Source organism: Prochlorococcus marinus str. MIT 0917 (assembly GCF_027359575.1).
Classification (GTDB): domain Bacteria; phylum Cyanobacteriota; class Cyanobacteriia; order PCC-6307; family Cyanobiaceae; genus Prochlorococcus_B; species Prochlorococcus_B marinus_D.
On sequence record NZ_CP114784.1, the window covers coordinates 333,962 to 358,021 of the forward strand.

The 24,060-nt window shown below is 30.6% G+C and carries 23 protein-coding genes and 1 tRNA gene; 16 read left to right on the plus strand and 8 right to left on the minus strand.

The genetic code is table 11. From position 1 onward, the window contains the following. Positions 1-51: 51 nt before the first annotated feature. Positions 52-3,600 (plus strand): methionine synthase, encoded by a 3,549-nt coding sequence (gene metH / locus O5637_RS01780; RefSeq protein ID WP_269605589.1) that lies wholly within the window; start codon positions 52-54, stop codon positions 3,598-3,600. 33 nt (positions 3,601-3,633) lie between these two features. Here metH and O5637_RS01785 read toward each other — a convergent pair whose 3' ends face one another. After that, the gene (locus O5637_RS01785) at positions 3,634-3,861 is read right to left on the minus strand and encodes a hypothetical protein (protein ID WP_269606877.1); all 228 of its coding nucleotides are present in this window, start codon (positions 3,859-3,861) and stop codon (positions 3,634-3,636) included. 506 nt (positions 3,862-4,367) lie between these two features. Between O5637_RS01785 and O5637_RS01790 the strand changes: the two genes are divergently transcribed. Then, positions 4,368-5,204 (plus strand): ATP adenylyltransferase, encoded by an 837-nt coding sequence (locus O5637_RS01790; RefSeq protein ID WP_269605591.1) that lies wholly within the window; start codon positions 4,368-4,370, stop codon positions 5,202-5,204. A 19-nt stretch (positions 5,205-5,223) separates the two neighbouring features. Here O5637_RS01790 and O5637_RS01795 read toward each other — a convergent pair whose 3' ends face one another. Beyond that, positions 5,224-5,403, minus strand: coding sequence for a hypothetical protein (locus O5637_RS01795; RefSeq protein ID WP_269605593.1), 180 nt, complete (start codon positions 5,401-5,403; stop codon positions 5,224-5,226). 193 nt (positions 5,404-5,596) lie between these two features. Between O5637_RS01795 and O5637_RS01800 the strand changes: the two genes are divergently transcribed. Then, positions 5,597-6,634, plus strand: coding sequence for a molecular chaperone DnaJ (locus tag O5637_RS01800; RefSeq protein WP_269605595.1), 1,038 nt, complete (start codon positions 5,597-5,599; stop codon positions 6,632-6,634). Positions 6,635-7,346: 712 nt separating this feature from the next. Here O5637_RS01800 and pheT read toward each other — a convergent pair. Then, entirely contained in the window at positions 7,347-9,821 is a 2,475-nt protein-coding gene (gene pheT / locus O5637_RS01805; RefSeq protein ID WP_269605596.1) for a phenylalanine--tRNA ligase subunit beta, read from the minus strand. Positions 9,822-9,937: 116 nt separating this feature from the next. Here pheT and rpmG point away from each other — a divergent pair, with 116 nt between their 5' ends. From rpmG to lptC, 5 genes are read left to right on the plus strand one after another with little or no spacing between them, the layout of a single operon-like run. Continuing rightward, a complete protein-coding gene (gene rpmG, locus O5637_RS01810) occupies positions 9,938-10,135 on the plus strand; it encodes a 50S ribosomal protein L33 (RefSeq protein ID WP_011823694.1) in 198 nt (65 codons plus the stop codon). Positions 10,136-10,162: 27 nt separating this feature from the next. Continuing rightward, the gene (rpsR, locus tag O5637_RS01815; RefSeq protein WP_038652622.1) at positions 10,163-10,384 is read left to right on the plus strand and encodes a 30S ribosomal protein S18; all 222 of its coding nucleotides are present in this window, start codon (positions 10,163-10,165) and stop codon (positions 10,382-10,384) included. Positions 10,385-10,416: 32 nt separating this feature from the next. Next, positions 10,417-11,700, plus strand: coding sequence for a ribonuclease catalytic domain-containing protein (locus tag O5637_RS01820; protein WP_269605601.1), 1,284 nt, complete (start codon positions 10,417-10,419; stop codon positions 11,698-11,700). 58 nt (positions 11,701-11,758) lie between these two features. After that, entirely contained in the window at positions 11,759-13,309 is a 1,551-nt protein-coding gene (gene metG, locus O5637_RS01825) for a methionine--tRNA ligase (RefSeq protein ID WP_420063721.1), read from the plus strand. Further along, a complete protein-coding gene (gene lptC / locus O5637_RS01830; protein WP_269605605.1) occupies positions 13,309-13,968 on the plus strand; it encodes an LPS export ABC transporter periplasmic protein LptC in 660 nt (219 codons plus the stop codon). Before metG ends, lptC begins: the two co-directional genes overlap by 1 nt. Here lptC and O5637_RS01835 read toward each other — a convergent pair. After that, on the minus strand, positions 13,954-14,571 hold the full coding sequence (locus O5637_RS01835; RefSeq protein ID WP_269605607.1) for a cofactor assembly of complex C subunit B: 618 nt from the start codon (positions 14,569-14,571) through the stop codon (positions 13,954-13,956). The two genes, lptC and O5637_RS01835, sit on opposite strands and share 15 nt — an antisense overlap. A 135-nt stretch (positions 14,572-14,706) precedes the next feature. On the opposite strand from O5637_RS01835, the gene O5637_RS01840 reads away from it, so the two are divergent. Together O5637_RS01840 and O5637_RS01845 are read left to right on the plus strand one after the other, a co-directional pair. Continuing rightward, positions 14,707-15,264 carry a bifunctional adenosylcobinamide kinase/adenosylcobinamide-phosphate guanylyltransferase gene (locus tag O5637_RS01840; protein ID WP_269605609.1) on the plus strand — a complete coding sequence of 186 codons (558 nt, stop codon included), beginning with the start codon at positions 14,707-14,709 and terminating at the stop codon, positions 15,262-15,264. Continuing rightward, the gene (locus tag O5637_RS01845; RefSeq protein ID WP_269605610.1) at positions 15,261-15,755 is read left to right on the plus strand and encodes a tRNA (cytidine(34)-2'-O)-methyltransferase; all 495 of its coding nucleotides are present in this window, start codon (positions 15,261-15,263) and stop codon (positions 15,753-15,755) included. The genes O5637_RS01840 and O5637_RS01845 overlap by 4 nt, the downstream gene beginning before the upstream one ends. Positions 15,756-15,761: 6 nt before the next feature. Here O5637_RS01845 and O5637_RS01850 read toward each other — a convergent pair whose 3' ends face one another. Further along, positions 15,762-15,956, minus strand: a complete 195-nt coding sequence (locus tag O5637_RS01850; protein WP_269605612.1) for a hypothetical protein — start codon at positions 15,954-15,956, stop codon at positions 15,762-15,764. 184 nt (positions 15,957-16,140) lie between these two features. Here O5637_RS01850 and O5637_RS01855 point away from each other — a divergent pair, with 184 nt between their 5' ends. Both O5637_RS01855 and O5637_RS01860 read left to right on the plus strand, forming a co-directional pair. Beyond that, positions 16,141-16,320 carry a hypothetical protein gene (locus tag O5637_RS01855; protein ID WP_269605613.1) on the plus strand — a complete coding sequence of 60 codons (180 nt, stop codon included), beginning with the start codon at positions 16,141-16,143 and terminating at the stop codon, positions 16,318-16,320. 526 nt (positions 16,321-16,846) lie between these two features. Beyond that, positions 16,847-17,062, plus strand: a complete 216-nt coding sequence (locus O5637_RS01860; protein WP_269605615.1) for a hypothetical protein — start codon at positions 16,847-16,849, stop codon at positions 17,060-17,062. 1,136 nt (positions 17,063-18,198) lie between these two features. Here the strand turns inward: O5637_RS01860 and O5637_RS01865 are convergent. Beyond that, a complete protein-coding gene (locus O5637_RS01865) occupies positions 18,199-18,354 on the minus strand; it encodes a hypothetical protein (RefSeq protein WP_269605617.1) in 156 nt (51 codons plus the stop codon). 739 nt (positions 18,355-19,093) lie between these two features. Between O5637_RS01865 and O5637_RS01870 the strand changes: the two genes are divergently transcribed. From O5637_RS01870 to O5637_RS01880, 3 genes are all read left to right on the plus strand, one after another. Further along, the gene (locus O5637_RS01870; RefSeq protein ID WP_269605619.1) at positions 19,094-19,342 is read left to right on the plus strand and encodes a hypothetical protein; all 249 of its coding nucleotides are present in this window, start codon (positions 19,094-19,096) and stop codon (positions 19,340-19,342) included. A 15-nt stretch (positions 19,343-19,357) separates the two neighbouring features. Then, positions 19,358-19,498 (plus strand): hypothetical protein, encoded by a 141-nt coding sequence (locus tag O5637_RS01875; RefSeq protein ID WP_269605621.1) that lies wholly within the window; start codon positions 19,358-19,360, stop codon positions 19,496-19,498. 1,482 nt (positions 19,499-20,980) lie between these two features. Continuing rightward, positions 20,981-21,054: transfer RNA gene (locus O5637_RS01880), tRNA-Met, on the plus strand. A gap of 122 nt (positions 21,055-21,176) precedes the next feature. Here the strand turns inward: O5637_RS01880 and O5637_RS01885 are convergent. Beyond that, on the minus strand, positions 21,177-21,587 hold the full coding sequence (locus O5637_RS01885; RefSeq protein WP_269605622.1) for a hypothetical protein: 411 nt from the start codon (positions 21,585-21,587) through the stop codon (positions 21,177-21,179). Between the two features lie 124 nt (positions 21,588-21,711). On the opposite strand from O5637_RS01885, the gene O5637_RS01890 reads away from it, so the two are divergent. Beyond that, on the plus strand, positions 21,712-22,308 hold the full coding sequence (locus O5637_RS01890; protein ID WP_269605624.1) for a peroxiredoxin: 597 nt from the start codon (positions 21,712-21,714) through the stop codon (positions 22,306-22,308). A 24-nt stretch (positions 22,309-22,332) separates the two neighbouring features. Here O5637_RS01890 and ftsH read toward each other — a convergent pair whose 3' ends face one another. Then, entirely contained in the window at positions 22,333-24,057 is a 1,725-nt protein-coding gene (gene ftsH, locus O5637_RS01895) for an ATP-dependent zinc metalloprotease FtsH (protein ID WP_269605626.1), read from the minus strand. Positions 24,058-24,060 lie beyond the last annotated feature (3 nt).

Consider the following 24,060-nt stretch of genomic DNA (forward strand, 5'->3'; position numbering starts at 1 on the left):
TAACTTATTTAAATTAATGATTTTCATTTTTATAAGTTAAATATATAATTTATGACTGATTTTTTAGGCTATCTCAACTCTGAAAAGAGACCGATATTAGTCTTTGATGGCGCTACCGGCACGTCTCTGCAAGATCAACAACTTAATGCAGATGACTATGGCGGAGCTTCTTTAGAAGGTTGTAATGAAAACCTTGTATTGACATCGGTCTCCAGCGTCGAAAAAGTACATGAATCATTTTTAAATGCAGGTTGTGATGTAATCGAAACAAATACATTTGGTGCTACTTCAATTGTTCTAGATGAATATGGAATTGGTAATAAAGCTTATGAGATCAATTTAAAAGCAGCACAAATAGCAAGGAATGTTGCAGATAAATATCAATCAGAGGAAAAACCACGATTTGTAGCTGGATCTATTGGACCAACAACCAAGCTACCAACCCTAGGCCATATCAGTTTTGATGAGCTAAAAAATTCTTATCTTGAGCAAGCCAAAGCACTAATTGAAGGTGGAATTGATCTTTTTATTATTGAAACATGCCAAGATGTCCTTCAAATCAAGGCTGCTCTGCAAAGCGTAAATGAAGCTATTGGTTCTGGAAAGAGAATTCCATTAATGGTGTCGGTAACCATGGAAACCACCGGCCAGATGCTTATTGGTAGTGATATTTCTTCTATTACAACAATACTGGAGCCATTTAATATTGATATTTTGGGCCTTAATTGTGCAACTGGCCCGGAAGAAATGAAAGATCATATTAAATATTTATCGCAACATTCACCATTTCATATAAGTTGTATACCAAATGCAGGACTTCCAGAGAATGTAGGAGGCAAGGCTCATTATCGATTAACTCCAATGGAACTTAAGTTCCAACTTAGTCATTTTATTAATGATTTAGGAGTTCAACTTATTGGAGGTTGTTGTGGAACCAGACCGGAACATATTAAGCAACTTTCAGATTTATCTAAAGAGCTTTTATCTTCTGAACAAAGATTGGATACTCTTTCAAAAGAAAGATCTATAATTCCAGCTGCATCATCAATATATGAGTCTATTCCATATGTGCAAGATAACTCTTTCTTGATCGTAGGTGAGAGATTAAATGCAAGTGGATCTAAAAAAGTAAGAGAACTCCTAAACGATGAGGATTGGGACGGACTTGTTGGAATTGCAAAATCTCAACTAAAGGAAAATGCTCATGTTTTAGATGTAAATGTAGATTTTGTTGGAAGAAATGGGGTCGAAGATATGTCTATGTTAGTCAAAAGACTTGTTAATAATATTAATTTGCCTTTAATGCTTGATTCAACAGATTATGAAAAAATGGAGAGTGGGCTAAAACATGCTGGCGGAAAATGTATTTTAAATTCTACTAATTATGAGGATGGACTAGATAGATTCTATAAAGTAATTGATCTTGCTAAACGATACGGTTCAGCGGTCGTAATTGGTACAATTGACGAAGATGGAATGGCTAGATCTGCTGATAAAAAAGCAGAAATAGCAACAAGAGCCTATAAGGATGCGACTGATTCTGGATTAAAATCTTATGAACTTTTTTATGATCCGTTAGCATTACCTATCTCAACAGGATTAGAAGAAGATAGAAAGAATGGTTTAGAAACTATAAAAGCAATTAAGTTAATAAAAGATAAACATCCAGAAGTTCATTTAATCCTTGGAATTTCAAATGTTAGTTTTGGATTATCTTCTAGTGCAAGAATTGTTCTTAATTCTATCTTTCTTAATGAAGCAATTAAGGCCGGTCTTGATTCTGCAATTGTTTCTCCTTCCAAGATTTTACCTCTAAACAAAATAAGTGAAGAAGAGATAAAAATTTGCATGGATCTTATTTATGATAGAAGAATATTTGAAAATAAAGTATGCACATATGATCCTTTAACAACTTTAACTAGTTATTTCGATGATTCAAAGACACTTTTAAATAAAAGTACTAATAATGATGATATTAAATTACCAATAGAAGAAAAATTAAAGAATCATATTATTGATGGTGAAAAAACTAATTTACACTCAAATCTTGATTTCGCATTAAAGAAATATAAACCTTTAGTAATAATTAATGAATATTTATTAGATGGCATGAAAGTTGTTGGTGAATTATTTGGGTCGGGTCAAATGCAATTACCCTTTGTTCTCCAATCTGCAGAAACAATGAAATTCGCAGTTTCATATTTAGAGCAATATATGGATAAATCTGAGGTTAACCAATCAAAAGGAAAATTTATTATCGCAACAGTTAAGGGTGATGTTCACGATATTGGCAAAAATCTGGTCGATATAATTTTATCAAATAACGGGTATGAAGTTATTAATTTAGGAATCAAGCAAGAAGTCAATTCAATAATCAATGCTCAGAAAGAGCATAACGCCGATTGCATTGCTATGAGTGGACTTCTAGTTAAATCAACAGCATTTATGAAGGATAATCTTAAAGCATTAAATGAAGAAGACATTTCTGTTCCTATTATTCTTGGTGGTGCAGCACTGACTCCAAAATTTGTTAATCAAGATTGTGCAAGTGTTTATAGAGGGAAAGTTATTTATGGTAAAGATGCTTTTACAGATTTGAAATTTATGGATTCATATATGAAAGCAAAGGAATTAAATAACTGGGATAATCTATCAGGCTTTAAAGAAGGTGCTCCTGAGGGCATCACTATTGGTAATTATAAAAATACCAATACTGAAGATAAAATTAGTACCAACAAAATCAAGGATAAGCCTATTGAAGACAACTCAAGATCAAAAGATATATCTCAAATAGAACCTATTAAACCGCCTTTTATAGGCCCAAAGTTTTTATTAGAAAAAGACATAGACATAACTATGGTTTATAAATTCTTAGATCGTAATGCTTTATTTGCAGGCCAATGGCAAATGAAACGTTCAAAACAGATGTCTGCTTCTGATTATAAGGATTTTTTACTTCAGAAGGCAGAACCGAAGTTAGATTACTGGATGAATAAAATAATCAATGAAAAGCTGATTAATCCATCATTAGTGTATGGATATTTTCCTTGTGGAAGAGTTGGTAATAATTTAAAAGTATATGATAAAGATCACCAAAGTCTTTTAGGTGATTTTTTATTACCTAGGCAAAGATCTGGGAAAAGATATTGTATAGCAGATTTTTATAATGATTTAAATAACAAACAGCCTTCAGATTATTTGCCAATGCAGGCTGTAACAATGGGAGAAAGAGCTAGTGAATATTCTCACCAATTATTTAGTCAAGATTCATACTCTGACTATCTATTTTTTCATGGTTTGACCGTGCAACTTGCAGAAGCACTTGCTGAATATATTCATTCCGTTATTAGGATTGAATGTGGATTTGAATCTTATGAGCCAGGCAATATAAAGGATATTTTAGATGTTAAATATCGAGGATGCCGTTATTCTTTCGGCTATCCTGCTTGTCCTGAAGTATCAGATTCTAGAAAACAATTGTTATGGCTTGATGCTAAGAAAATTAACATCTCTATGGATGAAAGTGAGCAACTTCATCCTGAACAAAGTACAACAGCTATTGTTGCCTTACATCCAGTAGCTAAATACTTTGGAATTTGAATATTGTCCCCAATTTCTAAATTAATTTAAAAATTAGTTATTAATTTCATCAATAGTTTCTAATACTTCCATCTGAAACTCAGCCATTGATTCTGAGTCACTTAAATCAATGCCCTCTCCGGCAGCATTTTGAGTTAATTCCTGAAAGTGAAAAGCACCCTCGCCCGTTGCCAAAAATTCCATGGCAGATGTTTCACCGCTCTCGCGAAACGCATCGCATAGAGCTAAAAAAGCTTCGTCTTCAGAAAAGTCCCAATCCATTGAGGACACATTACTGAATGAGGTTTTACCTCTTTCCCCCCTGCTTTCGTCAACCTTATTTGCCAATAATCTGAAACTATTTTGCAAATTGATAAATTTCAATTTTCTTCTGTTATCCGAAAACGGTTGCAGTGCAGTGGATTACAGCTAATTACTGATTTAAAAAAAATAATTCATGAATTTCACCTTTTGATTTTTAATTGGATAAATTTATTTTCAAGCAATTTTTAAGCAATAAACAACGGGACTTATGAGGAATCATGTGCTCTCTAAAAGCCCGAAAATCGCCCCTAATGCTTCGAACCAAGGGTGAGCATGCCAATGATCGTTCATTCGCTGGTTGGCTTGTTACGTTTAAATTTAATGATTTCTAGATTGATGATTGATTATTTCAGCTTTTTTAATGATTGATTTGCCGTTGGTTGATAAGCTTTTATTTAAATTTTAAATTTATAGATTATTAATTATATAATGTATAAACATGATTTATCAAAGGTCTATTTTAGGTGAAGAGCGAATTTATATGGTCAAAAGCTCTGGAGATTAGTAAAAAAGCTGTTAACTGCGGAGCTGTAATTCCTCTGAATACTATAAAATATAAATATAGTGAAAAATGTTTTGATTTTGAGCTTCGTTTTCTCAAAAGTCCCATACCTAAGTATTTAATAGAATATGGACCTAAACGAAATCCATTTATTCCTTGGGATACTAGATTACATATACTGCCAATAAATGATAAACATACACTAATATTAAATAAATATCCAGTACAGATAGGGCATATTTTATTAATTACTAATTGCTGGAAACCACAAAATGGCTGGCTAAATGAAGATGACTTTGAAGCTATCCTAAATGTTGATAATGATACTACTGGTTTATGGTTTTTTAATAGTAGTAAAGAAGCTGGTGCTAGTCAGCCTCATCGACATTTTCAATTATTACCAAGACATTTTAATGAGAATATTTGTCCTAGATATGAATGGTTTTGCTCTTTATTAAATAATACCATTGATACCAATTCAGAAATTTCTCACTGTATATCAATTAGACCAAGGAATATAAATAAAGACTTATACTCGAATGATTTATTTAGCTCATATAAGTCTATGGCTAAAGAGATGAAAATAGGTGATATTGATTTAATCAATAAACCTTTAAAACCTTATAATTTACTTATAACACCAGAATGGATTGCACTGATTACACGTAAAACTGATAGATCCAATGGATTCAGTATAAATGCTCTTGGGTTCGCTGGTTATTTTCTTGGAACAAAAAGATCTGATGTCGATACTCTTATTAAATTTGGTCCAGAAAGAATATTAAAGGATGTAATTTAAGAAGTAGATTAAAGTTAATTTAGCCTTCGACACTAGGAGTTGTTGAGTTCATTTGTTCTTCAAGTTTTGATATTGATGCTGTGATAGCAGCAAGTTTTCTTTCATAAGATTCTTTAACAGAAATTAAAAAATTTAATTTCTTTGCTTGAAAAAATTTTTTTCTTTCACTCCAGTTTCTTGATGAGCCGCAGAAGTTCATTTCTGATTACCTTTTTATTCATTAGAAAAATAATACATAATAATATTGATCGACGCGGCCATAATTTAATTTTTAGATAATATAATGAAATTTTTAATATATTTCTCAATTAGAGATTAATTATATAAATTCAAAGCTAAAAGTGTCTTGAAGATAAAAAGGCTATTAATATGAGACTAGATATAAGGGTCTTGTGGCAGAAGGGGAAGGCAAGGAAGTTAAGAGAATATCAATTGATTTACCAATTGATCTAGTTGATGGTGTCGATCGACTTCGTAAAGAGTGGGGATTTAGGGCTAGAGGACTAGTTTTCGAGAGATTATTAGAGGTTATTTTATCTAATGATTTAGATGATGATATATTTGAAAATAAACAACTAGATATTAATCATAATAGAAATCATGATTCTTCATCTGCTCATAATGGAACAGATATTAGTAACCAGGAAGAAAAAGCACTTGTGATAGGTGGAAATAAGAATATTGAAATAAAAAATGTAGTTATCAATGATGTCAAAGCTAAAGATGTTCAAAGTAATAAACAAGATACTGTCTCTGCAGGCATTGAATTACCAGGGTTTATTAGAAAACAAACTACAAACCTAAAGAGAAGTTTGAGTAAAGATAAAACTTTTAAAAATATGGAAGATACCTCAATAACCACTATTAATATTGATGATCTTTTAAAAGCGAAAGATGCTGCAGAAAAACATTGGATCTATCTTTATGGTCAAAAACCGACTGAAAGTGTCATTGAGGCTTCAATGATATGGCTTGCTAGAGATATCTGGCCAAATGTCGATGGTACAGAAAATATTCCTTTTACTTGGAATGCTGCCTGTAAAATGCTTAATTCATATTGCAGTGATTGGAAAATTGATTCGGTAACTTTTGATGATGTGATTATTTTGGCAGGAGCGCTCGAAGATCCCTTTTCAGCTAAAAACCTAAGAAGTAGAATCCCTACGCTCATTCGCAGATTCGTTAATAAATTCAAACGTAGTCATAATGTAACTTCATTCCAAACCCTTGAGTCTACGATGACTGTTCATGGTGCTCTGAAGTTATTGGGTTTGCCAACAAAGGCTGGATCATCTTTAACCCTTTCTTTTATTAGAGATGCCTATAAAGAACAAGCTCTTTCCAATCACCCTGACGCTGGAGGATCAAACGAAACCATGAGAAAACTAAATGAGGCTTATCAATTACTCAAGGATTTATACAAACATTAGACTCTCGCAAGTCTTATTTTGGTCTTGGAATGAGTCTAAAATATAGACTTTAATGAGATCTGATAGATCAGATTTGTGTTGAATATATTTTCACCAATTAATCCATAATTGGTTTGAAGATATACCGGGGAATTCAAGTTATTATTTTTTGATAAAAATCAATATATAAAATGTATAAGGAGTCATCAATTGCATTTTAAAATGCATAAAAATCGGACTTTTGCTTAAACAGTTTGCAGAGATTCTTAGATTTGGTCCAGCCAGGGTCTAATTATGTCCATTCTCTGTCCATTGACTGCTTGTGTACTCTATTCTACTGCTATTAAAGGCTTTTCTCGCTTGCATAACTGCTTTATAGACAGTTATGCACGGCTATGCAGCATGAGATGCCAAGGATTTGAATTAATTAGAAACTTATTCCAAAATTAGCATTGCAATCTTTCTCGGAAATCTAGTATGAGACTAATTATTAGTCTTGTAGTGATTCTTTTTTAGGACTAATAGGATTCTTTCTCGATGTATTTTCTAATTGTTCACGAGGTAATGTTTAAATGTATTTATTCGAGAGTTATTCAAAGCAAATTAATCAATCTGATCGCCCAACGATATACGGTGAACTTTTTTTATACTTTCAGGAATAATTATTATCTATTCAGTCCAATATTAGTCTTATTCTGGGACCTATCCTGAGTCGCATAAAAGACTTGAAAGACTAACTTCTGAGGTCCGCGTTTATTTTTTCTTTAAGAGCGGTTCTTATTTTTTCGTGTATTGGATTTATATCTTCTTCAACTAGGGTTTTCTTAGGATCTCTATATTTTATTCTAAATGCCTGGCTAACCGAATCCTCGGGAATAGAAGATCCCTCGTAACGGTCTATCAATTCCACTTTCTCTAAAAGTGGTCTACCAGTTTTCTTTATTAGATTTATTATTTCTAAGGAACTATATTTTCTTGAATGAATAAGCGCAATATCCCTTTCCATGAAAGGAACAGTGGGATAATCCTTGTAAATTCTTGTCCAATTGGTTTTCCTTGTCGCGGCCTTGATCAATGAATCAAAATCAAGGTTAAATAAGTAAGTTTCTTTAATTAGATCAAACTTCTCGGAGAGTGAAGGGTGTATTTGTCCGAAGAAGCCGATACTTTTTCCTTCAACAAATAATTCAGAAGTACGACCCGGATGCATGAAATCTTTTTCGCTATGTTGCTTATCAATAGTTTCAATTCCGAGAATTTCAAGGGATTGCTTAAGTTTTCCTCTTGCTTCAAAATAATCTAAATATATTTGTCTTGATGCTGTGCCCCACTTACTAAAACGTTTATTACCAGTCAAAGCTCCTGCTAATAAATTTGTTTCAACAAAGCTTTCTTTATCTTTTTTGTATGTCTTTGCTATTTCAAAGATCCAACACCCTTCAGCTCCAAATGATATATTTCTCTGAAGAATTTTAAGATGTTCATCCCAAACATTTGTTCTTAATCTACTAGTCTCTGATAGTAATGGATTCTTTATTATCACAGCATTTCCATCAGTGTTATCAGGACCAACAAGTGATGAAGTAACTACTTCTTGAAAACCATTATGGATCAGGGAATTTCGTAAACGTCTATCAACCAAATTTGCAGGTGTTAGTACTCCTGGCTCAAGAGGATCGGGCATATTTGAATCAAAATTATCATATCCAATTAGTCTTGCTATCTCTTCTATTAAATCGATTTCTCTAGTTAAATCAGATGATCTGTAAGGTGGAATTTGTACATCCCAACCACTAGCAGTTGATGACAGTACGCAGCCAAGTTTTGTTAAAAGAGGTTCAATTTCATCCTTATTAAGATAACGGAATGTATTAGATTTTTTATCTAATTTATTATTACCTATGCAACTTAATTTACCTAGAACCTTGTTTATTTTGTCTATTCTAAGATTGACATTAATATCTTTTCTATTAAATTCATTATTGACATGATTCGATTTAATATTACCACCTAATTCAAAGGAAATAATATCACTAGCTCTTAGTGAAACCGCAGTTGTCATATTAGGTGATATACCCTTTTCGTATCTACTACTTGCTTCGGTTCTTAGCCCTATTTCTCTACTACTATTTCTAACTGATGTAGGAGTAAATACAGCCGCTTCCAACCAAACTCTTGTGGTTTTAGCACTTACAGAGCTGTTGTTTCCTCCGATAACCCCAGCTATTGCAATTGGATAATTGCCGCATGTAATTACCTTTATATTTTCATTTAATTTATATTCTTTTTTATCGAGTGCAATAAATGATTCGCCTTCTCTACCATTTCTAATACCAAAATCATTTGGCATAACTATTCTACCAACTATATTATCTAATAGATCTGCATCAAAGGCATGTAGTGGCTGGCCTTGCTCAAGCATTAAAAAATTTGTTATGTCTACAACAGGGTTTATACAATTTTGTCTTAATGAATTTAATTTATTAGATATAGATTTATTTATCTTTCCAGTATTATCTATATTATCTATATACGTAAGTGAATAAATAAAGTCTGATCCTATCGTTTCTTTTTCTCTTATTTGTGGCTGAAATTTTTCAAAGTCTTTATTGAAATTTAAAGTTGGTAATGTTAATTTTGAATTTGTTATGGTTGATATTTCTCGTGCTATACCAGCCATAGACATACCATCAGGTCTATTAGCAGTAATAGCTAATTCAATTATGGTGTCATTCAAGCCAAGATATTCGACAGCATTTGAACCAATTGGAGGGATATTTGTTTCACTTTCTTCAAGAATTTCTATACCTTCATTACTACTTTCAATCCCTAATTCATCCAATGAACATATCATTCCTGCACTTTCTACGCCTCGTAAATTAGATAATTTGATTTTTAATGATTTTGATGATAAATAGGCTCCAACCTTCGCCACAAGGACGTGATATCCGGCTTTTACGTTTGGTGCACCACAAACAATACTTAGCTTTTTGGGTAAACCAACATCTACTGAACAAACTTTGAGCTTTTCGGCGTTTGGATGCGGAGTGATTTTCTCAACAAAACCAATAACAACATTCTTTGCTTGGTCTGATAAGTCTTCTAATGATTCAACTTCAAATCCTGTCATTGAAAGCTTTTCAGCCAATTCATCAATATCATTGTTAAATTCGACAAGATCTTTTAGCCAAGAAACTGATACCTTCATGATTTGCCCATACAAGAGTTAAACATTGGTTCTCAAATGAATTTATAAAAAAGGGTGCTTAGCCTAGTAAGATTGTACTTTGTTCCCTAGACTCACAAAAGTTGAGCTAAGTTCATATGGCTAAAAAAGGTACCAGAATAGTGGTCACTTTAGAATGTACGGAGTCTAGATCTGTTCCTAGCTCAGAAAAGCGTTCTGCAGGAGTATCTAGATACACTACAGAAAAAAATCGTAGAAACACTACTGAGAGACTTGAACTTAAAAAATTCTGCCCTGAATTAAATAAGATGACTATTCATAGAGAAATTAAATAATCATTTCCTTTTATACACTTTTTAAAAATGACTAATTCAGTATTCAAGCAAAAGCTCTCTCCTATAAAGCCCGGGGATCCTATTGATTATAAGGACGTTGAATTATTAAAGAAATTTATTACAGATAGAGGGAAAATTTTACCTAGAAGACTTACTGGATTAACAGCTAAGCAACAAAGAGATTTAACCACAGCAGTTAAAAGAGCAAGAATTATTGCCTTACTGCCATTTGTTAATCCAGAAGGATAAATTTATATAGTGAATATTCTATTAATAATAGAATGTGCAATAAAGAAATAGATAATGAAATTAAAGATATAATATCTACATTTAAACAAACAAATAATATAGATAGTCCGGCGGAAGACCTTACACATCTGAAAACGTATTCTATAGATGATTATCAAACGTTTGAAATAGATGATGCTATTTCATTAGAAAAAATATCTTATCAGTATAAGCTATGGATACACATTGCTTCTCCTACTTCATATTTTGAATATCAATCAGCAATTGATAAAAAAGCAAGGAAGCTTAATTCAACGGTTTATTTATCAACTAATACTTATTATATGCTTCCTGAAATTTTGATAAATGATGTGTTTAGTCTAAGTAATAATGAAAAGAGAGAATCAGTAAGTTTAGGTGTTATTTTTAATGAAGATGGTAGTGTTGCTTCTACAGAGATAGTCCAGAGTATTATTAAAGTTAACTTTAGGTTAAATTATACAGAAGCTGATGAACTAATAGATTATGCGCCCAAAGAAGAAGAAGATTTAAGTATCATCTCTGAAATTTTACAAAGAAGAAAATGTTGGAGAAAGAATTCAGGTGCTATGGAAATATTAGAGTCATATGGAAAGATTATTGTAAAAGATAACAATCCCACAATCAAGATAATAGATCCAACGTTATCGAGGCAATTAATAAGTGAAGCAATGATCTTGTATGGAAATGTAATTTCAAATTTTACTAAGGTCAATAAAATTCCTGTTCCATATAGAGTCCAACAAAGTATAGATAAAGTTTCTAAAGATATTATTCAATATTCTGATAATAATGTTTTATACAATTTTCTACTTAAGAGAACGATGGGTAAGTCATATTATTCTATAAAACCTTTACCTCACAAGAGTTTAGGATTGACATCTTATCTACATTGCACATCACCGATAAGAAGATATGCTGACTTGTTGGTTAACTACCAACTAAATAGATATCTAAATAATAAAGAACTTATATCTAAAGATGATGTTGAACAAATGACTATCCAGATTAATAATCAAGGAAGAGAAAATATTATGAGATATAGAGATGATCAAAAACATTGGCTAATTCAATGGTTCAAAAAAAATTCGATTAAGGAATATAATGTGATTTTACTAAATTGGATAAACAAATATAAAAATATTTGTAATTTATACTTTATAGAATATCACTTTTCTACTATATGTAATCTAAAATCAAAAAAGAACTTAAATATCGGCGAGAGCTTTAACGTTCAAAATATAGTCTATAATAATGATGATATAATATATTTTGAATTAATTTCATTATCAAAATAAGCGTTCATCATAAGCGTGCAAGAGTTTTAAAAATACAATATAATATTTAGAATATATTATGAAAATGAAATACACAATTACAACACCGCTATATTATGTTAATGACAAGCCTCATCTAGGTAGTTCATATACAACAATCGCTTGTGATGCATTAGCTCGATTTCAAAGACTAAGTGGAAATACAGTACTTTTTCTTACTGGTGTTGACGAGCATGGTCAAAAAATAGAGCGAACCGCAGAAAGTAAAAACCTTCAACCCCAACTACATTGCGATGAAATCACAGGAAAGTATAAGTATTTATGGGATAAATTAAATATTAGTTATGATCGTTTTGTAAGAACAACCTCTGAAGATCACACGTCACTAGTTCATCAATTTTATTCAAAAGTGTTGAAATCTGATGATGTTTATATGGGTAGGCAAAGTGGTTGGTATTGTGTAGGTTGTGAGGAATATAAGGATGTGGACGAGGATGATAAAAGCCCAATATGTTCTGTTCATAAAAAGGAATTAGAATGGAGAGATGAAGAGAATCTATTTTTTAAATTATCAAAATATCAAGAGCAAATTGAAAAATTAATTCAAATTGATGGTTTCATTTCTCCTATAAGTAGAAAAAATGAAATTATCAATTTTGTCTCAAAAGGGTTAAGGGATTTCTCGATTTCTAGAGTAAACTTAAAATGGGGTATAAATGTTCCTGGAAATAATAATCACACTTTTTATGTATGGTTTGATGCTTTATTAGGTTATATTAGTGGATCTCTTCGTGATCAAAACTCTCCTGAACTTACCGAGGAATCGTTATGTAATTGGCCTGCAAATATACATGTAATTGGAAAGGATATACTCAGATTTCATGCAGTTTATTGGCCAGCAATGTTACTTTCTGCTGGCATGAAACCACCTGCAAGTGTTTTTGGGCACGGGTTTTTAACACGAGAAGGGCAAAAAATGGGTAAATCATTAGGTAACGTGCTTGATCCGATCGAACTCTTGGAATATGGGGGTATAGATGCAATGAGATGGTATCTTTTGAGAGATATTGAATTTGGTGAAGATGGTGATTTTCAAATGAGAAGATTTGTGGATATCGTTAATAGTGATTTAAGTAACACCATTGGTAATTTGTTAAACAGAACAATTACAATGTCTAAAAAATGGTTTAATGATAAAATTCCAATAGATAATTCTTTATTACCTTCATGTCCTCTTAAGGTTCAATCAGAGATAAAAATAAATGAATATATGCAGTCATTTAAAGATAGCAATTTTAAAAATTCTGCTAATGCAATTATAGACCTTGCTAATAGTGCAAATCTTTACCTAAATGATCGTGCACCATGGAAGCTAATTAAAGATATAACAAATAATCATATTGTTGCTCTTGATATATATTCCGTACTTGAATCTTGCCGAATTATTGGAATATTGCTATATCCTTTTGTTCCCAATTTAAGTACTAGAATTTTAAATCAATTAAAAATCGATTCTTCAACAGTCAATTTTCAAAAATCATTACATTGGGGGTTGCTAGATCCTGAAAATGGACTGCAAGATCCTTTTCCTGTAATGGATAAAATTGAATTTAATGAGAATTCTATCTAGTGAATAATTTAACATATTATTTCCTACTGATAATTACTATATTACCCCTATTTGGCTGTCAAAATTTTAATAAATCTGCTACTGGGGTAGATAATAAAAGCTATATTAATAATTTTGAATTACTTCAGGAAAATCCTAATAATCAAACAACTATAAAAATTACTAGTCCAAAAGCCATAATTAATCCTTCAAATAATGATATTGAAATCTTTGAAAGCACTATTGAATTAGTTAATAACAATGGTCAAGACTTTAAAGTTAAATCCGGCAATGCTACTCTCAACAATTTAGATAATTCTATTAGAGTTTATAATAGTGTAAATCTATTATTTCTTAACATCCCTTATTACGACATTAGTACTAATTCATTTGATTGGGATTTAAATACCTCTATTATTGATATTAATAATCCAGTTAAAATAAATTTTGATAATACCGAGATAAAAGCAACTAATGGATTTTATAATATTGGCTCTAGCATACTTGAAATAGACAATAGTGAATTCAATAGATATATCTATAATTCAGAAGGTCTAGAGGAATATCAGGTAAAAATTAATTCAGACCTTTCAAAATGGTATAAAAAAGATAATACTTTAGAATTTACATCTAATAAAAAACAGGTAGAAACAACTATTAACTTTCTACTTACTGAGTAATATGTATAATTTATCAGACCATCCTGATATCCATTTTTCATCAGAATTAGTGAAAGATCTCTTTGACCAACCCCCAACTATTGTAAGGCCTCTATTTTTAAGAGGATAAACTATAACTGCAGGTAAATTATTTAACACGCCATCAAACTCATCTCTCCCTGGAAATAATTCAGTATTAACCAACGAGATTAATCGGTTTTGTTCAATTGATCTTTTACATATTTCTCCAGGCTCAAATATTTTTTCAGAAATCAAGCCTCTTCTAAGTATTACTTTATTATCCCAAAATATTAATATTGTACTAGCTGCTGTTGCAGTAAGTATTTGCTGACTTCCCCACGCTAATTCATTTTTTTGATCGTATGTTAAATCATTACTAAGTTCAAACCCCTCCTTTCCATCTAATATTGCTTTAGCAGGTTGTTTAGGTTTAATTTCAGTCCAAATATAACCTATAGTTATTAAAGCTATTGACGCAATTCCTGATATTGTTTCTGCTCTTACTATTGTTGGATTAACTTGAGTTGCAGTTGCAATATTTATAATTGATAAAATTAATAAAAACGATCCAAATATTATAACTAAGCTAGATATTTTATACATTTATCTATTCAATCAAGTTTAAATAAATATTTTGATTTTTTATTATACATATCAATGCCTACTTTTAATCTTTAAAATAACTCGATATAATATATAAATAAACACTATTAATAGATTTATCCAATACCTCAGAATATGATCACACCAATACCCAAAAATTATAAAGGACTCATATCAATTACTGGACCAACAAGAAGTGGAAAAAGTAAATTAGCTGAACTTTTAATAACGGAGCAAGATCCTGTCACTTACATAGCCACATCAAAACCAAGACCAAATGATCCAGATTGGCTAAAAAGAGTGGACCTTCACAGGAAAAGAAGGCCTGACATTTGGACTCTCATTGAGCATCCAAAAGACATCTGCAAAGCAATTGAATCGATCAAAAGAAATGAGTCAATATTAATCGACTCATTAGGTGGATTAGTGGAGCAGTACCTAATAGAAGATGACGATCAATGGAATAATTTCCAAATCAAATTTCTTAATTGCCTCTCACAAGATATTTTATGCATTGTTGTTGTTTCTGAGGAGCTTGGCTGGGGAATTGTTCCAGCAACACCAATTGGTCATTTATTTCGTGAACGTCATTGCAACCTAAGCTCATTGATAAGTCGCCAATCAAATAAAAGGTGGCTTGCGGTTAATGGGACTGCAATTGATTTAGATAAAATTGGTGATCTCATACCATGAACTCTTCAAATGGTCCAAGACCTCGTGTCGCATTATTTGAACCAAGAATTCCACAGAATACTGGAACGATAGGTAGATCGTGCTTAGCGTTTGATATGTCGTTGGATATTATCAAACCTACTGGCTTTAGCTTTGAAGATAAATATTTAAAAAGAGCTGGATTAGATTACTGGCAAGACGTAGATGTACATTTATTTGAATCATTTGATCAATATGTAAAATCTTTTACAAGCTCAAGAATTATTGCTCTTACAAAAAAAAGTAGTAATTCGATCTCAAATATTATTTATAGAGATACAGATATACTGTTATTCGGAAGAGAGGATACAGGGTTACCCGATAACATAATGAAAAAATGTGAATTAGTTGCAGGTATACCTATGCCTGGTGGTGAGAATGAATTAAAAGTTGGCGGAGTTAGAAGTTTGAATTTATCCGTTGCATGTGGGATAGTTTGTTATTCAGCATGCTTACAATTGAATTTATTATGAAATAGCTTATTCTTTTGATCCAAGATAGTTACAATATAAAACTCCTTCATTAATTATTTTATTATCATCTACCTCTATCCATTCTTTATATTCATCATATAGTGCTTCCCTGTTCTCACCTTTCAAATTATTGAGACGTTTAAGAGATACATTAAGCATTACCTCAACTGCTTGTATAGCACCAGATTGTCTTGAAGACATTGATTAATTGCATATTTTTTATTTTAAATCATGAAAAAGAAGAATTCAGTTTCATTTATTACATAATTCTGAGGTTCGTTTTACTTCGTCAGTAAAACAAAGTAAATAAATTATCATATTACGGGATTTACTAATTCACAGTTGTTTATCGAAGAAATAAAATTTAATCAACTAAATGTTTAAGATGTCAAAATCAAGCTTAATCAGTAGTTGTGAGGTGAGTATAAATTCTGCACTTCATCAACTCTCAAAACTAGAAGGTCAAAACAAGTTGGCACTAGAGAGTGAATTTAAAGAGTGGTTAAATGCTATTGAGAGTAATGAAAAAAATTATGATATCCTTTATATCAAAAAAATTAGTTGAACTTAATCACTCATCCGCGTAGATGTAAATCACAATATTTAGTGCGTTGATTTTTTATTCTAGTACTATTCTCTAGATCTTAATTTTTTACTGCAATAAAGATAATTATAAATAGAATAAATATTGCGAAAAAATAAAAGTGTAAAAGGAGCACATCCTATTTAAACTATAAATATTCCTTATATAGAAAAAAAAATAGGTGATAATGTGAGTATGAATAAAGAGAATCTATATCAACTTTTACCGGATTAGACTAAAGCTTGAATTATTTTTTGACGACGAATTATTAGTACTTTATTCTGTTATAGCTTTATCAGAAAGTTCGATGTTCCCGGTATTCATGTAACAAGTAAATTTTTTAATTATAAAGGAATAAATATCTTTCAAGATGTCCTAGAAATATAAAAATTATAAAATCCTAATCAGAAAATTTTTAATATTGACATAATAAAGATGATACATTTTTATTTGCATAAAATATTTTTCGAACTATAGTAATTAGATAACATAATAAATTAGGTTAACAATGAGCTCGATATCTTCTATCTTAAATCAGGTAAGAAATCTTTTGCCCTATTTGATTTTAATAGCCATCTATTTCTTTTTTGTTAATCTTGAAGCAAGAAAAGAACAAACAAAATTGAAAAATTCTGATATGGAAAATATAGTGCCAGAAAATAAATCTACATTTGACGATAATAATATGAGAATAAAAATACCAGTTATTCCATATGATAACTAATTTCTAACTTATATTTAATTTGGAATTCCTCTCTTTTAATAAATCACACTGCCTCTTTTCTGCCCTATCAAGTTGTCTTTTGATTTCTAAGCAGTGCTGACATTTGCAAATCATACTAGAGAGAAGATTAAATTAATTAACTTTTTCAGTTTGAGATGAATTGTTGTTGTTGTTGTTGAACTGATTTGCGAGTAAAGAGAACAGATAAAATATGTACCCTTTTTTTAACTTAACAAAAATATTCTAAAAATCAAGTTTTTAGTCTAAGAATAAGATCAGATCTGAATATTTTTTGTGAGAATGCTTATTTCAACTTAATTTATTTTTTGGTTTACTTATCAAGAGAATCAAATTCGTTTTTAAGTTGTTCTTGTAATATAACTTTATTGGCAAATTTAGTTCTGTATTTATACAGCCAAAACCTACATTACATTTTTGGTGTCAATAATATAGTGTTACATCATAAAGAATGGATTTGAATCAATAAATTTGAAAGCCAATAGTTCATTGTATAAATTGTCCGAATGGCCTACGTGTACATTTTTTATAGTCTATCTAAGAGAAAGTTTTATAGAAAATGATTTGATATATTATTTTGATTTTGAAGGAGGCGTTAATTATATTTGTATTCATATTCCAATTAAGAATCGATTTCGAAGACCAAATGTTACTTTAAATGTTTATGCTTTTATTAAATAAATTATCAATAGAAAATAATGAACTAAAATAGTTAGAGTATACAAAGTAATAATGATTAGAAAATTATTTAATTATGAGACCAAACGCTCATATTCTTTATTGGGCTTAGATAAAAGAGCCGCATCAGCTATTCAAAATCATTTTCGTTTAAGCAATTATCAAATGTTAGTACTTAGCTGGTTAAAGGGAATATGGACCGGAATTTTAATTTCTCTTGTTTTTCACTATTTTATAACTCATTAAGCTGGTATTACTTAAAATTTTTTACACATAAGAATTTTATTTAATATATGTTTCGTTAAATATAACCAATATTTATACTTTATAAAAAATAAGTTTAAATTTGAGAATTGATTTCATATACATGATTCCTATACATGTTCATCATATAGCGTAGAAGTAATATAAACATAGTATTTATGATAGAAAATAGGGTTTTATATATTGCATATTTTTTCATTAACTTTTTGAGATTCAGCTCTAGATAGAGTAGCTTCAATTTGAGCCAGTACTTGTTGAAGTTCAGCGCTCTTATTTAAGGATGTCTCAGCCATTGATCTAAGCTTTTGAAGTTCCTTAGACGCAGTTTTCATAGAGAAAATGAAAAAAAATAGATTTTCATAGGCAAAAGGAGAATCACCTATTTAAAATCATACAAATAAGATATATTAAAATTTGCCGAAAAATTTCTTGATGTCAATAGATAAAATCTATTTATGTAGTTAATGTTATAATTTAAAGGGGTATTTAAGGAATTGAGTGAATTATAAAAATTTTATCAAGGCTTAATCTGACAAATATTTAATCTTAATAGTAATATTTTATTAAATAAATTAATAGCAAATTAACGTCATTAAAAATTGTTCTTAAATGAATTAAGAAGAAAAACGATTAATTATGTTTAAAATAATTTTAAGAAATAAATTGATTTATTAATCTTCCTTTCCTTTCTTTTCAGAATCTACAGGTCTAACGGGCTTAGGTAAAAGCATGATAAAAAACTAATCTCTATATTCATTTATAGGTGTTTTTCAAAATACGTAAATAAGAATTAAAAGTTTGAAACTTCTTGATACATGATTTTCTATGTACTTTGAGACTTCTAAGAAACTTTTTGATTTTCCTTTCTTGAGAGTGCTGATTCTATCTGTGCTAGCGCTTGATGAAGTTGAGCTGTCTTGTTCTTAGGCACTTTGCTTAAGAGCGAAGGTTCTTAATTTCTACTGATGAATTTGTCATAGGCAAGAAATTAGCATTTGAGCTTTCACCATTCATGTAAATCAAGAAAACAAGATAGTTTTACTTGAAGTAAAAGCTAAAATTAAGTTGTTCATGAGATATTTCATTAACTTATCCTTAAAGGGGAGATTTATGATGACAGAAGAATGGAAACCAGTAGATTCTCAAGTCCTTGTAGATGCCTGGGAAGAAATTAAGGACTGCGCTGAAGCTATCCAAAAAGATCTTGCTTGCCCTGATGAGACTATTTCAAAAATGTTGAGGTCAGTAGCTGAAACATTTGACAATACTGTTGAAGATATTCTCGATAAAGCTGAGGAGGATTGGGAAGAAGAAAAATAGTTGTATTATTATCATATGATTCCAGATTTTTTTCAATCTCCAGAGCCAGCAACTCATATTGGTCTCTGGAAATCAATAATTGGTCTATTTATTGTTTTATTTGCATCTTTTGTCGGTGTGGAAATTAAACTGGGTAATGAAGACGAAGAACCATAACCTTTATAAATAAACAGTTTGTTATTAAAGGTCGATAATTTATTTCATATTAATTTCGATATAGGATTTAAAATTTATCAATCTATAAATGTTTTTTATTTTTAAAAACGTATTTAATTAAATTTAAAATATTATCCCTGCTTGGTTTTCGTAAATTATAGCTTTACAGAGAAAGCAAATAAATATTAATTTTTTAGATGGATTAAATTAGCCACAAAGTGGAATTAGAAATACGGTAAGAATAAGAACATTTGTATTCACTGGATGGAGTAAGGGATATGAAATGGAAAATTTAATGAATTAGCTTTAAATAATAATTGTGTAGATATGCTTGGATTTTTTAAGCTGTAAATATCAAATTGGGTTCCCCATGAAAAAACAACAGAATTTAGATAAGTACTTATAAAATCAATCATTGAAATAAATTAAATGAAAATCTAAATAAAAGTCGAGTTGGCAAAGACTGGAGGTTTATGCTCTTAACAAAAATAAGTTTCTTAGTCCTAGTAGGTAAAGACTTATCTAATAATTTTCTCTGTCAAAGGTCAACATCACTCAACTTGATAATTTTTTATGTAAACCAATTCATATGAGATGAAGATGATAAAAAGCAAAGTATGGATTGAAGAACTTTCAAAACCTTTAAAAACTGAGGATGACGAAGATTACTGCTAGAGAAGCCTCTTTATGTTCCAAGCATCTTCACTCTATAGATAGCAATATCTTTTAATATTAATAACAAGATAAGTTTATAAGCTCAAATTTCAATTTATATAAAAGAATATTTAAAACATACAAAAAGGTTCTTGTTAATTTATTAATACTATCTATATAGTTTAAGAGTTTTGATTAAGATTCTTTTGTCCCCATGCTTTGTGCTTTTTATCTAAATCCGATATTGAATTACATTGAGCCTTTAATTTTAAAAGGTAAGATACTTTAGATATTTTAGTATACGAAATCTTATCTGGATAATCGACCAAAGGCTGGTATGCATTTAAGTAATTACTACTCATTTAAGTTTATTATTACTTGTATTCAATATTTACTTCAGCTTTAAAACAAAATGAACTTCTTTAATATTCTCTTTCAATTTGCTTTACAAACTAATATCAAGTTTAGTTTTTTTGCTTATTTACCTCCAACAATAACGTTTTAACTAAAGTCTAATTTTTTAATATAATGTAATTTATATAAGTTTTTGGATGTTTAATAAGTGAGGTTACGGTATCCCAGCTATCATCAGCTACACGTTAAGTAGATATTGATTAAGGACCACCTCTAAAACAGCTGATTTTTTGATTTGGAATTTTTCAAATACCATAAATAAAAATTTTGATCTAAAGATTTCTTCCTTAGAAGACGATCCTGAATTATTATGTTGGACGTATGCCTTTGACTATCAGATTTGCAAGCTCTTATTCAAGAAAAATTTTCTTAGTATTAGCATTGCTAAATCTTTTATTTATACTGGTATCAACAGTCAGTGTAGCTCAGCCGGTTAGAGCACAGCATTCATAACGCTGAGGTCGAGAGTTCAAGTCTCTCCACTGACATATGAATAAAGATAAAGCTAATCTATGGAAATATTGTAGCTGATTTACTTGTTTTTCTTTATTGATCAATACTTAAATACTATCTATTTTTAGTTCTGCAGACTAAATATTTTAAATATATATTATTTCATATCTATTTGATTCAGTCTTTCTTTGAAGGTTGGTGGTGATGAATCCTCGTTAGATTTAATTTGCTCTGGCAAAAAACCATCATTTTTTCTACTGATATTATTATTCATTTTGTTGTGTATTGAAAAGTTCTTGGCATTATTAAAACTTACTGTTGATTTGTTACTATTGGCATCATTGATCACATTTGATTTATTAGAGAATGCACTATTTTGTATATGTGTGATATTTGATTTGTTTTTATTGTCTAGATTAGTATCATTGCTTTCAATGGTTGATCCCTTTTTTTTATTATTTAAAGGATACTTTTTAACTTCACTTCTTAACTGATTTAAAAGTTTATAATGATTAGAAGTACTAAATTTTTTTACAAGCGATGGGTCCCAACTTATTGGATCATTCATTTTTATAGATTATGATCGATTAGATAGAAAGAGTAAGTTTCTTTGAACTTTACATGATAAATTATAAAAAGGAAAAAGGGAAGTTCTTTACCCTCCATACCAATCAAAATACGCAACAAATTCCATGACGACAAATGAGTGCCTAAGGGTAGGAATGCAAGCTCCTGATTTTGCTGCTACAGCAGTCGTTGATCAAGAATTTAAGGATATAACGCTCTCTCAATACCGAGGAAAGTATGTAGTTTTATTTTTCTATCCACTAGACTTCACATTTGTTTGTCCTACTGAGATCACTGCCTTCAGTGACAGATATAGCGATTTTAGTAGTAAAAACACAGAAGTTTTAGGTGTTTCAGTGGATAGCAAATTTACTCATCTGGCTTGGATTCAGACACCTAGAAATGAAGGTGGAATTGGTGATATCAACTATCCACTCGTATCTGATCTTAAGCGTGAAATTTCTCAATCTTATAATGTTTTAAATGATGATGGCGAAGCTGATAGAGGCTTATTTATAATCAATCCAAAAGGAATAATTATGCATTCAACAATTAACAAAGCTCCAGTTGGTAGAAATATTGATGAAACTCTAAGAATATTACAAGCATATCAGTATGTTGAATCTCACCCGGATGAAGTATGTCCTGCTGGCTGGACACCTGGAGATAAAACTATGAAAGAAGATCCTAAAGGCAGCAAAGAATACTTTTCAGCTCTATAAAAGTAACAAACAGTTTTTACTTAGTTAATTAGATAGGAAAGAATTAAGGGAACTTACAATATATTCAGATTCAAGGGTTTCATTAACAATCAATTCCTCCACAAGAGTATCCATTAATGAAACTTTATCTGAAAGAAGTCTAATTGCATCATTAATAGCATTATTAGCTATTGAAATAATATGCATATCAATTTCCTTGCTTGTCTTCTGAGAATATTCTTTTCTATTTTTCATAATATCCTTTCCAAGAAATATTGATTCTCTTTCTGATCCATATGCAATGGGACCAAGATCTGAAAAACCAAATTTAGTAACCATTTGATTAGCCCAAAAATAAACATTTTCCAGATCCTTTTGTGAGCCTTGTGTAACTTCTTTAGAACCAAATACAATGATTTCGGCGGCTCTAGAACCAAGCGAGATAACAATTTTGCTATATATGTAGTTTCTGGTTAACAATCCACTGTCTATAGTCTCCTCATCGGGCATAAAATAAGTCATTCCAGAGATGTCTCCTGGAGACTTAAACAAAGAAATTTTTTCTAATTTTTCTGGCGATGGAATCAATAAAGCAACTAAGCTTTTACCAATAATTTGATAAGCTATTTGCCTTTTTTTAGTGCTATCAGAAAGGGGCTTAGACAATAAGCCAAATCTTGCTTTCTCAAGTGCGCTATCAAGTTCAATGTTGCTTATGCTCTGTTTATTGTTTCTAGCAGTATAAATAGCTGCCTCATTAAGTAAATTTTGTAAATCTGCACCAGAAAATCCAGGAGTCTTCGTTGCCCAATCCATAAGATTCACAGAATCACTTAGGGGTTTTGATCTTGCATGCACAGATAAAATTTTGTGTCTCGCTTTTCTATCAGGAAGTGATATGTAAATACGACGATCAAATCTCCCTGGTCTTGTTAAAGCCTGATCAAGGACATCAGGCCTGTTCGTAGCAGCAATTACAATCACACCATTATTAGTTTCGAATCCATCCATTTCTGTTAGGAGCTGATTCAATGTTTGTTCTCTCTCATCGTTTCCACCTCCTATTCCAGCGCCCCTTTGACGTCCGATCGAATCGATTTCATCGATAAAAACTATGCAAGGAGATTTTGATTTTGCACTCCTAAATAAATCCCGAACACGACTAGCTCCAACACCAACAAACATTTCAACAAATTCTGACGCAGAGATAGAAAAGAAAGGCACATCTGCTTCTCCTGCAATTGCACGAGCTAATAATGTCTTACCGGTTCCAGGGGGACCCACTAATAAAACACCCTTTGGAGTTATTGCACCAAGATCTATCAATTTCTGTGGATTCTTTAAAAAGGTTACTATTTCATTTAACTCATCAGATTCTTCATTTAATCCAGCCACATCATCAAAAGTATATTTTTTAATATCATCTTCATTTACCTGAGAAGAGCGAGAAGCAAAACCCCGCATATTGCTTAATAACTTGGATGATCTTCTAATTAAAAATGAAAGTGATAAAACAAATATTAGGGTTAGGCCAAAACCAGTAATTAAATTAGCTAATCGTTGTTCTGATCGGATATCTCTAACTGTAAGTGGAACATTATATTCTTCCGATATTCGAAGAATTTTCTGATCATTATAAAATATTGGAATTAAATTTTTCTGCCCATTAATAAATTCAACTATCACCTCTCTTCTATTTGGGATTAAGATAATAGAAATAATTTCACCACTTTCAATATCCGTTAATAATTGACTATAACTTTTATTCATTTG

Bases quoted from the DNA above. Each gene is read 5' to 3' on its own strand.
- O5637_RS01870 (WP_269605619.1), top strand. From the start codon at position 19,094: ATGAGATATTTCATTAACTTATCCTTAAAGGGGAGATTTATGATGACA.
- O5637_RS01845 (WP_269605610.1), top strand. From the start codon at position 15,261: ATGAACTCTTCAAATGGTCCAAGACCTCGTGTCGCATTATTTGAACCA.
- O5637_RS01890 (WP_269605624.1), top strand. From the start codon at position 21,712: ATGACGACAAATGAGTGCCTAAGGGTAGGAATGCAAGCTCCTGATTTT.
- O5637_RS01795 (WP_269605593.1), bottom strand. From the start codon at position 5,403: ATGAACTTCTGCGGCTCATCAAGAAACTGGAGTGAAAGAAAAAAATTT.
- O5637_RS01875 (WP_269605621.1), top strand. From the start codon at position 19,358: ATGATTCCAGATTTTTTTCAATCTCCAGAGCCAGCAACTCATATTGGT.
- O5637_RS01820 (WP_269605601.1), top strand. From the start codon at position 10,417: ATGTGCAATAAAGAAATAGATAATGAAATTAAAGATATAATATCTACA.
- O5637_RS01835 (WP_269605607.1), bottom strand. From the start codon at position 14,571: ATGTATAAAATATCTAGCTTAGTTATAATATTTGGATCGTTTTTATTA.
- pheT (WP_269605596.1), bottom strand. From the start codon at position 9,821: ATGAAGGTATCAGTTTCTTGGCTAAAAGATCTTGTCGAATTTAACAAT.
- O5637_RS01855 (WP_269605613.1), top strand. From the start codon at position 16,141: ATGTCAAAATCAAGCTTAATCAGTAGTTGTGAGGTGAGTATAAATTCT.
- O5637_RS01885 (WP_269605622.1), bottom strand. From the start codon at position 21,587: ATGAATGATCCAATAAGTTGGGACCCATCGCTTGTAAAAAAATTTAGT.
- rpsR (WP_038652622.1), top strand. From the start codon at position 10,163: ATGACTAATTCAGTATTCAAGCAAAAGCTCTCTCCTATAAAGCCCGGG.
- metG (WP_420063721.1), top strand. From the start codon at position 11,759: ATGAAAATGAAATACACAATTACAACACCGCTATATTATGTTAATGAC.
- O5637_RS01850 (WP_269605612.1), bottom strand. From the start codon at position 15,956: ATGTCTTCAAGACAATCTGGTGCTATACAAGCAGTTGAGGTAATGCTT.
- metH (WP_269605589.1), top strand. From the start codon at position 52: ATGACTGATTTTTTAGGCTATCTCAACTCTGAAAAGAGACCGATATTA.
- O5637_RS01785 (WP_269606877.1), bottom strand. From the start codon at position 3,861: ATGGATTGGGACTTTTCTGAAGACGAAGCTTTTTTAGCTCTATGCGAT.
- ftsH (WP_269605626.1), bottom strand. From the start codon at position 24,057: ATGAATAAAAGTTATAGTCAATTATTAACGGATATTGAAAGTGGTGAA.
- O5637_RS01865 (WP_269605617.1), bottom strand. From the start codon at position 18,354: ATGAAAACTGCGTCTAAGGAACTTCAAAAGCTTAGATCAATGGCTGAG.
- O5637_RS01840 (WP_269605609.1), top strand. From the start codon at position 14,707: ATGATCACACCAATACCCAAAAATTATAAAGGACTCATATCAATTACT.
- O5637_RS01860 (WP_269605615.1), top strand. From the start codon at position 16,847: ATGAGCTCGATATCTTCTATCTTAAATCAGGTAAGAAATCTTTTGCCC.
- rpmG (WP_011823694.1), top strand. From the start codon at position 9,938: ATGGCTAAAAAAGGTACCAGAATAGTGGTCACTTTAGAATGTACGGAG.